Origin of the sequence: Shewanella violacea DSS12 (assembly GCF_000091325.1) — a bacterium.
Lineage (GTDB): Bacteria > Pseudomonadota > Gammaproteobacteria > Enterobacterales > Shewanellaceae > Shewanella > Shewanella violacea.
This window is the reverse complement of sequence record NC_014012.1, coordinates 642,049-656,211: the sequence shown is the minus strand read 5'-3', so window position 1 is coordinate 656,211 and position 14,163 is coordinate 642,049. Positions and strand designations below refer to the sequence as shown.

7 protein-coding genes are annotated in these 14,163 nt (G+C 45.4%); 2 read left to right on the top strand and 5 right to left on the bottom strand.

The window, feature by feature from the left end:
* Positions 1–146: 146 nt before the first annotated feature.
* Positions 147–938 carry an ABC transporter permease gene (locus tag SVI_RS02635; protein WP_013049835.1) on the top strand — a complete coding sequence of 264 codons (792 nt, stop codon included), beginning with the start codon at positions 147–149 and terminating at the stop codon, positions 936–938.
* Between the two features lie 67 nt (positions 939–1,005).
* Here SVI_RS02635 and SVI_RS02630 read toward each other — a convergent pair whose 3' ends face one another.
* Together SVI_RS02630 and SVI_RS02625 are read right to left on the bottom strand one after the other, a co-directional pair.
* Positions 1,006–1,623: an isochorismatase family protein gene (locus SVI_RS02630; protein ID WP_013049834.1), complete on the bottom strand. Its 618-nt coding sequence runs from the start codon at positions 1,621–1,623 to the stop codon at positions 1,006–1,008.
* Between the two features lie 85 nt (positions 1,624–1,708).
* A complete protein-coding gene (locus SVI_RS02625; protein WP_013049833.1) occupies positions 1,709–2,383 on the bottom strand; it encodes a pirin family protein in 675 nt (224 codons plus the stop codon).
* Positions 2,384–2,537: 154 nt separating this feature from the next.
* Between SVI_RS02625 and SVI_RS02620 the strand changes: the two genes are divergently transcribed.
* Positions 2,538–3,425, top strand: coding sequence for a LysR substrate-binding domain-containing protein (locus SVI_RS02620; RefSeq protein ID WP_013049832.1), 888 nt, complete (start codon positions 2,538–2,540; stop codon positions 3,423–3,425).
* A gap of 202 nt (positions 3,426–3,627) precedes the next feature.
* Here the strand turns inward: SVI_RS02620 and SVI_RS02615 are convergent, their stop codons facing one another.
* From SVI_RS02615 to SVI_RS02605, 3 genes are all read right to left on the bottom strand, one after another.
* Positions 3,628–4,446 (bottom strand): porin family protein, encoded by an 819-nt coding sequence (locus SVI_RS02615; RefSeq protein ID WP_041419600.1) that lies wholly within the window; start codon positions 4,444–4,446, stop codon positions 3,628–3,630.
* A gap of 243 nt (positions 4,447–4,689) precedes the next feature.
* Positions 4,690–5,445 carry a DUF4347 domain-containing protein gene (locus SVI_RS02610; protein ID WP_013049829.1) on the bottom strand — a complete coding sequence of 252 codons (756 nt, stop codon included), beginning with the start codon at positions 5,443–5,445 and terminating at the stop codon, positions 4,690–4,692.
* Positions 5,446–5,647: 202 nt separating this feature from the next.
* Positions 5,648–14,068, bottom strand: a complete 8,421-nt coding sequence (locus tag SVI_RS02605) for an Ig-like domain-containing protein (RefSeq protein ID WP_013049828.1) — start codon at positions 14,066–14,068, stop codon at positions 5,648–5,650.
* Positions 14,069–14,163 lie beyond the last annotated feature (95 nt).

Genomic DNA, 14,163 nt, shown 5'->3' with positions numbered 1-14,163 from the left:
CTAAGACGGTAGGACTCTATGTATTTGGCTGGAATATGCGGATTATGCTTCCGGATAAATTTATCTGATGCAAGAAACTCCTTGCCCTGTATGTCGACTTGGAAGATATTAATCTTCTTAACCACCAATAAGCCCTAACTTTACATATGCAGTCGACGATTGATGTATCTTGGCCCGAGCTTGCCCTATTTATGCTGGTATTAGTCATTCCTTTCTCCATCGACCGATACCTCAAACTCGATCTGGGCAAAGAGATCATCACAGCGGTTTTTCGCATGACGGCTCAGCTCATTCTCGTCGGCCTGTATTTGCAGTTTCTGTTCGAACTGAACAGTTTATTGCTTAACCTGCTTTGGCTTACCATGATGTTACTCATCGGGGCGAGTGCCATTATAGGGAGTGCTAAGCTGCCTAAACGACGCCTCTACCTCCCCATAATTACCGGGCTCGTGGTGGGAATTACTCCTTTAATCGCTATTCTACTTCTGGCTCTGTTAAAACCAGCGCCTCTATATAGCGCCCAATATATGATCCCCATGGCTGGCATGTTACTGGGTAATTGTTTAAGCGGGAATATTGTCGCGCTACAGAGACTATTTTCCGCCTTCGATGAGCAGAAAGATCAATATGAAGGTGCGCTGGCATTGGGGGCGAGCCCCTATCAGGCCAGCTTTCCCTTTATGCAGTCGGCATTGAAGCAATCATTCGCCCCCATCCTCGCCTCGATGACCACCACAGGCTTAGTGACATTGCCGGGTATGATGACGGGGCAAATATTGGGCGGTATCGACCCCATGGTGGCGATAAAATATCAACTGATCATATTAGTCGCCATATTCGTCATGCTAACTGTCTCTGTCACTCTATCTTTAATACTAACGATTAAATCTTGCATCGAACCCAGTGGATTAATTAGAGTCGTTATAAGGAAAAAATGATCTATCAAACTAGAGCCCTACAGATTTATGCAAGAGATCAGGACATATTGAGCGACTTAAACTAGGACTAGCTTCTTGCAAAGTAACTATTCATCACATAGTTATATGAGGTCGTATGGTCTGCTAATACCTGTCCTAACTCCATGCCCTTGTCACTGCGCCAATCAGACATTATCTCAGCCAGTACTGATGCCCAGGTTGTCACTTTTACGCCCGCCTGGGTCAATCTATGAATAGAAGCTTGCTGTACCGTCTTATTCCAGGTGGCCGATGCATCGATAACGGCATAGACATCATAGCCTTCCTCTACTGCACTCAGTGCCGGAAACATCAGACAGACATCGGTCACAATCCCCGCCATGATGATCTTCTTGCGACCCGTGGCCTCGATAGCCGATTTAAACTCTGAGCTGTGCCAGGCGTTGATCTCACCCTCACGATTAATCACCTTATCACCTAATATTTTGGTGATCTCGGGCATAATAGGACCGTTAGGTCCGTCGGCCAAACTCGCCGTCACCACAGAAGGCAGGCCTAAGGTTTTGGCCATATTACACAAACCCTGAATATTATTTTTAACCACTAGTGGATGCTCATCTGCACAACTAACCAGTAATCCTGTCTGGTGATCTATCATGGCAAGCACGGCATTATCCGGTGTTAACACTTCTGAAAATTTACTCATTTCTATGTCCTTCCCTGTTCAAAAAATCTATTATTTATTGTTTTAATCATTTATCTAGTGCCAATATAAACTCGACACTTAGAGGCTAGCTTTCATGGATCACTATGACTTGAGCACAGGTTAACGCCACTAGCGTAAACCCATGACTTCGCACCAGAGTACCAGCCTCAATACGTGCTCCGTCAATCTCAACCTCGCCATCACTGACATAGACTAAACTTGCTGTAGCTTGTTCGACACTATGACCCGTTTCCAGATTGGCGACACTTATCAGCGTATGGCTATCGAAGGTTTGATCTTGTTCAATCTCCCCGCCGTAGATCCGTGTCAGCTCACCGATTTTAGGGCTATATAACTTATAGCCGGCTTTTTCTCCCTGGCGATCGGGAAGAACCCAAAGCTGGATCATCTGGTTCTCTTCACTATCAGGATTGACCTCATTGTGTGAAAAACCTTCCCCGCCCGCTCTCTGTACCTGAGCCTGCTTGGCATTCATCATCTGACCATGCTCAAGAGAGCCTTCATGGTTGATGCGCCCTCTTACCATCACAGAGATCACATCCACCTCTTTATGGCCGTGCATTCTTGTCTCACCCTTGGGCATAAACCTCGCGTCGGCCAAGTAAACAAAATTTCCTAAACCATCCCATGCTTGTGGATTACGATTTGGACCGAAGGCTTTCTTGTCCATCACAAACTGATGTTCTTTTAATCCCGCAAAACCACCTTCTCTGAGATCTGATTTTGTTAAAATTTCCATCTTGTGACTCCTTAACCTTGTCAATGCAGCCCTGAGTGGCTGGTGATGTATTAATCATAGTCATCAAAACAAATGGGATAAACACCACAAAATAGAAACAATAGTTCTATTTATGGTTACAATTGAATTTAACTAGTTAGGGAGAGTGATAGAAGTGCAAAACATTAACGATATGTTGGTATTCGCCGAGGTGATTAAGGCAGGTAGCTTTACCAAGGCCGCCGAAGTACTGGATCTGCCTAAATCGAATATCAGTCGCAAGCTCACCCGATTAGAAACACATCTGGGCGTACGACTGATCGAACGCACCACTCGCAGTATTCACCTTACCGAAGTGGGTCAAATATACCTGCAACACTGCCAGCGCATTCAGGAAGAAGTTGAGTCGGCTGAGCTTTGTGTCGATCATCTGGTTGAAAGCCCCAGAGGCCAGCTAAAAATCTGCGTCTCTGTCACCATGGGGCAACAGATAATCAGTAGGAATTTGTGTCGATTTATCGCCCTCTACCCAGATATTGATGTGACACTGGAACTCACCAATCGACGTATCGATCTCATTGAAGAAGGATTCGATCTGGCAATTCGAATTGGAAAGTTAGAAGATTCGAGCCTGATAGCCAAATATTTAGGCCAGATAGAAAGAAAGTTATGTGCTAGTCCCGCTTTGTTTAACCTGTATGCACTCCCATCGATACCAGCCGAATTATCCTTGCTACCTAGCCTGTTTATGACCAGTGGCATGCCTAAGAATCAATGGCTATTAAGCCGAGAAGATCTAGTAGAATCTGTACACTTGGCTCCTAAGATACAAGTGAACGATTTTCTCTCCCTCAGCCAGCTGTGTATTTCCGGATGCGGCATTACCATGCTACCCGCTTATCTGTGTGATGAGGCCATTATTGAGGGAAGCTTGTTACATATACTGCCAGAGTGGCAATGTGAGCAGTCGAACGTTTATGCCCTCTATCCAAGTCATAAGAGCGTCACACCTAAGGTGCGTGCTATGCTGAACTTTCTAGAAGAGGTGTTTGAAAATGATTAGCCTAGATATCGGATAAATAGAATAATAACTCGACCAAAGGATCTAGCTATTTTTAAGTTTTTAGCCAAAGTTTAGGTACAAGTATAATACAAGCGCATCGGCACCAGTGAATAGGTTAACCCCGAGGCATTTAATCAAGAGGCATTTAACCAATAGACATTTAACCCTTAGGCATTTGTATCTTAGTTTTCAACAAGTCATATTAAAACTGATATTGAAACTTGATCCCAACTTGATCATAAGTATCTCCCTGTAGACTAAAATGATCCCAATCCAGTCTAAGGTTCACTTCATCCGACAAACGGTACCTGACACCAAGCCCTCCATAGGGGGATACTCCCTTCGAAGAAGCATGTTTATCTATTGCTGAAAAAACGAGCTCTTCTTGCTGCCAATGGTAAGCACCAAGATAGACTTGAGTGGAGAGTTTATCGGTTAACTCAAATATACGGCTCACACTCGCCCCCCAAGCTTCATATAATCTAAGGCCATATAGACTAGAAGCATATAAGCCCGTCGAATCGTTATATCTATCAAAATTAAGATAACCCTGGTTAGAATGATATACATTAGCGCCGGGAAATACCCCTGCACCTAGCTGCAGAGATTCGAAAGACACTTGCCAAGCAGGACTAAAATGGTACTCCAGCTCTAATAAATTCCCACTAGAATTGAGCTTGAGGTTAAATCTCAAGCTCCTCTGTTGGTTTGGGCTTAATGGGATATCTGACTGACTTATCTCCGCCATATATTGATAGTCATAAACATCGAAAAAATCACTTTCTAAATCCATGTTATCGGCTTCTCCAGCAACGCTCGCCTGTACGATGAAGAGGCAACATAAGATCCCAATCCAGGCATAAGGAAAAGTAGATCTGGATTTTTTTCTCTTGTTTCTGATATCTTTTTTTGGGGGAAGAGCCCTGGAATGTAACCTTTCACCTGTACTGATAAGACTCAGTACAGGCAGACCTCGAGCCAACTTATTATTACTATTCATTCTCGAAACTGCCAATTTCATAATGCACCTCAAAATCACATGCCTTAAGAAATACTAAGCAATAGACGAGCCAGCTAATTTCATGATTTAAGCTTTTCAATACCTTAGTTCAAGAATAAAATAATAAAGGCAAAATCTTGTCACGGCTTATGCTGGACCCTATGACCAATCAAAATGAACAGCGAGAAATCAAATATGATTCTCGCCCCGGCATTAACTCAATATTCATACTCAAAATGCTTCATCAAGAGCTGCTATATCTGACTATGGCTGATGGACAGATTTAGTCATCCCTATATTAAATTGAGACGCGACCTCCATATCTCTCACTCGATATCCCAGCTCCCAATTACGCCCCTCACTCAGCTCACCGGTTATATCTATAGAAGCTGCAACGTCTAAGGAAGTCAATTTAGCTAATATATCGACAAAGCTCCTTTCTAAGCGTCCAGAAGCTTGATTACATCCATACAAATTAAGGTCTGTGCCTGATTGCAATAAGTCACCAATCTCCAGCATCAAGGTTTTTCTAGCCGAAATATACTCTTTATCAACCCACCTTTCAGACAGGAACAGCGCACCGTTGGATGCATGGGACACTATGGAAACATGTGAAATATTTGCTGTAGCCTCTATGGCATTCTTTATTTGTAACAGGGGCTCCTTATTGGGCTTAAGGAAAAATATTTTAGTGTTATTAGCATGACCAGCATGCTGTTTAAACTTAGTATTGAGTGCTTCCACCAGCATTTTGGGGTCATGAACCGACAGATCCATGATGATCAGTTCCCTACTAACTTGGACCTGCATTGTCAGCTCTGCATGTGCTAGGGGACTCACTAACAAGCTAGCTAGCACTATCCCCGCACAATTGAAGAACTTAATATCTTTGATGGTTAGAAAACGCGAATACGATACTCGTCTGCTAACTTGGGTCACTAATTGACCAAACAAATCAGACACTGTCTGTATACCAGAGGGAACCCAGCCTCTGCCTAAGTGACAGAATAAAGGTTTCATAGCCAACTCCAATTTTATCTTGTTATCTACTCACCTAATAAATGCATAGAACGTACCAAGCTTTAACCATCTTACTATCAACATCTTAATGATTTACTCATCTTTTTAATCTGCGAATTGACCGCAATGTGCTGCGCAAAACGCGATTAACCAAGCTGAAGTCTAAATTTGAGGGGCTTTATTCCAAGATATTCAACACCCGCTAAAACTGATATTGAACTCCAACACCAATCAAATCACGGCTCTGCTCATCTAAACTAAAATGACTCCATTGCACTGAGAAACGGATATTTTGCGTTAATGCGTACTCAACACCTATCCCTCCATACAATGAATTACCATCATCTTCGCTGGTCGCTACCTGCTGAGTATCTATATCATAAGAGGTGAAGTCGGCTTGCCAATGAAACAGGCCTAGATGAAGTAAGGCGCTTACATCGGTTATAAATTGATAGCGATAGCCCAGGTTCAATCCTAGCCCCTTTGCTGAGTCCGGATGAAACTGGCTCGCTGTAGCATAAAAAGCCTCAGGGTCGTCCGTCACTCCTTTTATTCTTACGCTCACCTCCCCTAGATCTATATATTCCAGAGCCACAGACCAGCTTGGTGTAAAGGCATAACCGGCACCGAGTTTCCACCCAGAAGTCGAATCATCTATTTCGAACACTTGAGCATTTAATCCAGCATCCACTAGAAATTGGTTGATATCCCCCGTGTTATCCGAGCCCTGAGACCGAGCAAAGAGCCCAGAAATAAAGAAGCCAGTCTGGCTTACATCTTCAGGTATCACTTGCGGGGCGGAATCGGCTTTGACCTGAGTCGTCAGTGAAACAAAAATAATAGTGACTAATAATGATAAACGGTGAACTTGGCATCTATGGCGTAGACTTTTAAGCCGTCTATTGTTTAACAGTCCATTTCTAAACAGTCCGTTTCTAAACAATCCATTTCTCAAGAAGCCATTTCTAAAGAAGGCAATAATAGCCAATAGGTACAAGATGAAGATTTGCATACTAGCTCCAGATGAGGCACCACCTCCCTCAGTTAAAATTTCCACCTCGACAGTTTCACTACCGGGCTGTACTAGCTCCTCTTGGATCAAGCAGCCGGTAATATTGACCGCACCATTCACCATTTCATCGGCATCATTGATACCGCCATCCTTAATCACAAGCTGTAGGCACCAATCCCCTTGATTGAGCCCATCTGTATACTCATCAGAGCCAGGTGGAGGACAATAACCTGCGGCGCCTGGTGCCGACATTAGTTGGTTATCCGCATTAACTGAAAATATAAACCAGCCTTTATCATGAATGAAGTGACGATAGCCAGCATTCTCAGGAATAGGGTTACGCTGTGGAATAACGATATTAACGGCCTGGTTTTGCTCGGATAAATCCAGTGCCTCTATGTTAAATACACCACCCACATCGACAAAATCACCAGGCATGATGCCTTGCAGATTGGCATGAATATCTGAGCCTGCTACTTGGGCTCCCATATACACACCAGACATAGCATATTGTCCCAAACGACACTTAACCCCAGATTCACACTCCACCAAATAAGATTCAGTATTGACGATTCTCTCGGGTAGCACGTTTGCTGCAACAATAGGGTCTAAGTAATCGGGAATACCATCGCCATCAGAATCGACTAAGCCCTCCTCAATATCTGCAATGCCGTCGCCATCGGTATCAGCCATGGTTAGCAGGGGTAAATGTTCCGATACTCGTACTCTTAACTCACTGAAGTGACTTAAATTAGGCTCACCATCATCAGTGACCTTAGCCCTAATGGTATAGACACCTTCGGCTAATCCACTGGGGTCGAACAACCAGGTCTGCAACTTGATATTATTGACTCCCAGGCTGGAGACCTTTTGCATCACCTCTTGCCCTTCAGGGAGCTGAACCTCTTGTAGTTCACTGTCGGTCAAACTCCAATCCAGAGTAAGGCTATTTTGAATATTGGGATCACTATAGCTGGCCTGTACTTCTACAACCCCATTGACCTGTGCAACCCAGGTACGTAACTCTTCAGATTGGTAAGAGGAGACTTGTACCTCAGGAGCCAGATTATCTAAGGTGATAGTGACGTAGTGATCTTTCTTACTGCCAAGATTTAATTGGTCATCCAGATGAATGGACACCAGCTCATCCTGTAACGCGTCCACCTCAATATCCAAGGCGGTAAACTCAATCCTTGCCACGACTTGTCCAGGCTCGAACGTCACCACTGCGCTAGTGAGATCATGGTGTAGCCCTTCAACGGCACTGCCAGCCACGCTGTAAGCTACCGAAAGAGGATACTCAGGAGATGGCCCGTTAAGATAAACAGAAACTAACACCCGATTACCCCGAGAGACGATTTGATCTTGCGGTAGAGAGATGAGCGGACGCACAAAGATATTTTGGATTAACTCACTGACATTCCCGGCAGCATCTACAGCGGTCCATGTCACCTGATGTGTTCCAGGAGGTAACTCAGGCTGGTCACTTACCATGGTGTTACTTAAGTCTTCACAGCAAATCTGCCTGACACCATCGACATAATCATAGGCTTGGGCTTGCCCTATGCTCACACCTGTAAATAAGCCGGTGGCATCAATCCAGATATCATCAGGAATAATAAGCTCAGGTGCGACATCATCTAGGTAGAGGTTGCTTCCCCCTAACCATTCATCCAAGTTACTAAGGCCATCACCATCGGCATCTTGCCCGGCATCATAGGCATCGAATGGATCTAAGCCTAGTTCAATCTCAATAGTATCTGGGATACTGTCACCATCAGAATCAAGCACCTCAACTTGGATATAGAATGCCTCCAACTCAACCTCTATAACCCCGTCAGACACTGAAATAACCATAGGGCCATAGCTAGCGACATTTTCATAAGCGGCAATACCACTCAAGGTTCCAGTAAGCCCATCAAAACTCGCCCATATCGGTAAGCCTGTGATAGAAAATATCAAAGTATCATTGTCGATATCTAGGCTAGAGGGAGTGAATTGATAGGACTCACCCTCGATGAGAGTCTCAGGTGCATTCCCCGAAATTTGCGGTGCATCATTGACTGAGATTACATCTAAACTGACAAATGCAATTTCAGAGCTGCCCCCCCCATCATCGCTGACTTGGTAGCTAAAGCTGTCACTGCCGTTGAAGTTAGCATCTGGTATATAAAGCAGGCTGCCATCAGAATTTACTTCCACTATTCCTGAGGTCGGCGCATTAATGATGATCACACTGCTTACATCTAAGGCTCCATCTAAGTCGGTGTCATTGGCCAAAATATCGAGTGTTATTAGGCTATCTTCATCTAGCACAGCGCCATCATCTTGGGCCATGGGTCGATCGTTGATGCTATCTATGGTGATTTGAACATTAGCTTCACTCGTCACGCCATCATTGTCGTTAATCGAGTAACTAAAGCTGTCCGCTCCATAGTAGTTATCATCCGGGGTGTACCTAAGCAATCCACTCGCCAATATTGAGACTGTGCCGTGCTCCGGCATAACCGTCACCATCAGGCTAGCTAAAACGAGCTCACCATCAATATCTAGGTCATTACCCAGCACATTGATGTCATTGACGCCATCCTCCATGAGTTGAGCCATATCATCATCCAGCCTTGGGGCATCGTTGATAGACGCTAGGCTCACACTCACAGTACCAGGCAAGGACACTGCCCCTTCAGCGTCCTTGACCGTGTAGCTGAAGCTGTCATCACCAAAATAATCGGCATTGGGCGTGTAAGTAAGCTCTCCCGTTGCTGAAATACTCACCACTCCATGAGTTGGGGCGCTAAATATGCTCACCGATTCAGGCGCTAGTTGGGAGTCTATGTCGGTGTCATTCGTGGTCACATTGAAGCTTATGCCCAGGTCCTCATCGCTGGTAAAGCTGTCGCTCACAGCAACGGGGGCATCATTGATGCCTTGCACGTTTAAGGTGACCAGACTGGCCTGGCTCACAGCCCCTATCATGTCTGCCACGGTATAACTGAAACTGTCAGAGCCAACATAATTACTATCTGGATGGTAACTTAAGACACCGTCAACATTGGTTAACTGGCCATGAAGCGGCGCTTGTACTACCACCACGGAATGAATATCCAAAGATGACTCACCGCTATCATCGATATCTATGTCATTGGCCAAAACTTCGATGTCTGAGGTGATATCTTCATCGACACTGACAAAATCTGGCTCGGGCCGCGGCGCATCATTCACAGCTGCCACTTCTATGGTTACAACTGCAATATTGGAGGCTTTACCCTCGCCATCTGATACTCGATAAGTCAGGCTGTCACTGCCATTAAAGTCAGCATCGGGCGTTAAAGTCACCACACCATTTACCACTCTGACACTCATATGCTGTGGCAGATCTAGCAACTCGGCACTAGCAGGGTTGAGAGAAAACTCGACGTCTGTGTCATTAAGTAATAAGTCAAAATTCAGTGACGTATCTTCCTCCATGCTAATAAGATCGACTTCGGCCACGGGGGCATCATTGACCGCTGTGACGTTGAGATAAATGACTGCCTGAGCTTCACCGCCTTGGCCATCACTCACGCTATATTGAACGCTATCACTGCCATTAAAATTGGCATCAGGTGTATAGCTAACACTGCCATCATTATGATTAATTGTACTGCCATTACTGGCGGCATTTAAGGTTAGGGTTAGCACATCGTTATCAACATCTGTGTCGTTACTCAACACAGAGAAAGTCACAGAGCCATCCTCGGTGACATAGGCATAATCATCCACTGCCACGGGCAGATCATTAACGGCATTAACTGTGATAGTGAGCAGAGCCTGAGCCGTGCCTCCATGACCGTCATCGATTGAATAAGTCACACTGTCGACACCATTAAAGTCCTGCTCTGGCATGTAGCTAATACTGCCATCTAGCCCAACGGTGACATCACCATGACTCGCAGATTGAGCCGTGACCACCAGCAAGTCGTTATCGAGATCGCTGTCATTTGCCAGCACATGTACCCTTATACTGGTGTCTTCATCTAGACTCGCCGTATCATTCATGGCAAGCGGTTGATCATTAACGCTGCTCACAAAAATAGAGAGTACGGCGCTAGCACTGCCGCCATTACCGTCCTCAATGGTGTACGTGAGACTATCGGCCCCATTGAAATTCGCATTCGGCGTGTACAGCACTAAACCTAGCGCCGTAACTGACGCCGTGCCATTGACTGAAGATTGCACGGTTACCGTCAAGCTATCGCCATCGACATCACTGTCGTTAGCTAGCACGGGGACAGTAACACTCGCGTCTTCATCCAGAGTGACACTGTCATCGACCGCTATAGGTTCATCATTGACGCCATTAACCGTCACGCTAAACAAGGCCGAGTCTTGTCCCCCATGACCATCGTCTATGGTGTAGATAACGCTATCACTGCCATTGAAGTCGGGATCGGGTACATAGGTGATGCTGCCATTCGCTTCTACATTGGCTTGACCATGGCTAGACTGAGCAACAGAAACCGTTAAAGCATGATTTTCAACATCGGTATCGTTATCTAGCACAGCATATGTAAGCGTACCGTCCTCATCGACAGAGGCTGTATCTGCATTGGCCTTGGGGGCATCGTTAACCTGAGTAACACTCACTGAAATCACGGCGGCAGACTGCAGGCCTGAAGGGTCAGAAATAAGATAATTAATCTGTACATTACCTTGGAAATTTTCTGCTGGGGTGTACAGCACGCTCATATCTGCATTAACCGTCACCAGTCCACTGGAAGCCACAACAGAAACATAAGAGAGAAGATCCCCCTCTACGTCCACATCATTGCTAAGAGGAGTCAAAAGCACACTGGTATCTTCAGCAAGTGTCGCCACATCATCAATTGCAACGGGCGCATCATTGATAGGCGTAACTGTCACTGCCACGGTAGCCGTCGACTCACCGCCATTACCATCGCTAATGGTGTAAGTGATCTGATCTGGGCCAAAATAATTTAATGCAGGCACATAGGTTAGGCTCTGGTCTAAATTCACCGATGTAGTTCCATGTAGTGACTGGTGAGCAGTCACAGACAGAGGATCATTTTCAGGATCGCTATCATTTGCCAGTACTGAAATAGCAATACTCTGATCTTCATCTATTTCAGCTAAGTCATTATTCGCAACAGGCAGATCATTGATACTCACCACAGTCACAGTCACGCTGGCAGTATCGCTGCCACCTAGCCCATCACTAATGGTGTAGCTAAATGTATCTGTTCCATAAAATTGGCCATTGGGTGTATAGGTGACCAAGTTATTAACCAGACTCAGCTGACCAAAACTCGCCGATGTGAGAGTTATATTTAACGTATCAGCGTCAGGCTCACTATCGTTAGCCAGCACATCCAGCACTGAGCTTGTATCTTCATTGATAGTGAAAAGGTCATCTTGAGCAATTGGCTTGCCATTAACCGTGACTAAGATATTGGCACTTGCCACAGAGCCGATACCGTCAGAAATAACATAGGAGATAATTTCTAAACCACTGAAATTCGCATCCGGCGTATAAGAGATGGTGTTATCTGGATTTAGCACCACAGTGCCATTCGGAGCATTGAACTGAGTAATGGTTAAGGGATCACCGTCTGGGTCTGAATCATTCGCCAACACATCGACTATCACCATCTGACCTTGCTGAGTGAAGGCCGAGTCATCTTGTGCAATCGGTGCTTCATTAACGATAACTAAGTTAACCGCGGCTTCGGAGGTGATGCCATTGCTATCTTTGGCACTAAAGATCACCGCATATGCCTTACCTAACATGTCATCGGAAGGGGAGAATGTCACTTCAATCACGCTAGTCCCGGTTGTTGGGTCTTGGCTTATGGTACTGGTGCTCCATATTGCCGTATCCGTGGAAGGCGGGTTTAACACGCTGATGCTGGGTACATCTGGATCGCCATTCTCATCGACATCAGTCGCCGTGATAGTAAAAGTGGTTGTTTGATGCAGCTGGATATATTGGGTTGCGGTGATCTCGGGGGCGGGATTGAAACCTGGCGAGGCATTATCTGGATCGCTGATAATAAACACGAAATCCAATGGCGCCTTAGACTTTACCACACCATTAATGTCCAGATCTTCCAGAACTATGGCTGCCTGCCAACGATTACTGGTTACTGTGCTGGGATTGGCATTGTCGGTATAAGTAATCAGATCTCCATTAGCCAGATCCGCTGCCAGATCCCAGGTAATTAAACCTTCGGCAGAAAGCTGCATCCCAGTAGGTTTTTTTACCTCATTATTACTATTACCCGAGTAAAACTCTTTCTGCTTGCCCCAGCGATAGCGTATTTGATCGCCATTTTGATCAACCCCAGATATTTGCATGGTAAAGGGGTGATCGTCTCTGACATATACCAGAGCCGATACCGCGGTTACTGGCGAGGCATTAGTAATTTCACCGTTAACCACTGAAGTACTTGCCTCTGCGCGCCAGTATGCGTTGTCCTGGCTCATGGCGGGACTTCTGGCATAAGAGGACCAAGAGAGCGTGTAGTTACCATCTGCTTGATATTGATGCACTAGGCCAGGCTCATAGCCATTGGCTCCAATACTCACCACCTCGACAAGGGCATCATTGGTGGCAGTGTCTTTCGAAAGCAGCTGTACACAAATACCTCCCTGTCCTTGTCCATCTCCCCACGAGAAACTCTGTAGGTAAGGCATCTGACAATTTACCGTGCCCACCGGCGAGTTAACCAACTGAGTCATGATGTAGTGATTCAAAGTATAGCCAATCTGCACCTTGAGCCTTACCTTGCCACTCTCCCCAGTAATGGGCTCAACCGCCATGGTACCGTACCGAAAGTGATTCAGTGTGGAGGAGTAAGAAGTGGGCAGTGCTTCAGAAAACAGCGAGCGAGAATTTATGCTCCCCACCTTATACTCCAGCTCCCAGTTATGGCCTTGCTTTGCTCCACCAGTCGTATCGGTAGAGGCGGCCACATCCAGCTGAGTTAACTCAGCCACCCTGTTGACGAAACGTTTACCCGATAAGCCAGCAGCTAGATTACAGCCATACAACTTGAGATCCGCCCCCTTTTTCAGGCTAGAGCCAATCTCACTCATCATAGCTTTATGCTGATTAATATAATCTTTATCTATCCATTTTCCTGCCAGAAAGATAGCGCCGTTAGACGCATGGGAAATGATAGATAGCTGAGATAGGTTAGGCTTGTCTTTGATCGCAATGAGTATCTGCTGCAAGGGCTCAAGTTCTGGCCTGAGGAAGACGATTTGAGTTTTACTGTTCTGGCCTAGATGCTGTCTAAACTTGGCGTTTAACGCTTGGTAAAGCATGTAAGGATCATGAACCGCTGGATCTATGATGATCAGCTCAGTTTCAGTGATATCAGCTGATAAAGACTCAAGCTCATGCTCAACCGCTTTCGCCTGCTGCACAGCCAGAAAACAGGTGATAAGTAACAGAAGACCACTCAGATGAGTGACATTATCTCCTTCTCGGGAGACAAGTTTCGAAATGAGTTTAGAAAGATGATGTCCGCCAGAGAGTAGCGATGAAATGAATCTGCTAACCCATCGAGTTAGCAGGAGAAAGCATGTATATATAAGATCAAGTTTCATCGCTCACCCCAAGTTGAAAAGTATACAATTCAACTTGGATGCATAGAGCAGGCCAGTTATTTTCTAGTTGTGTTTCAGACTATTAGCACTGTTAA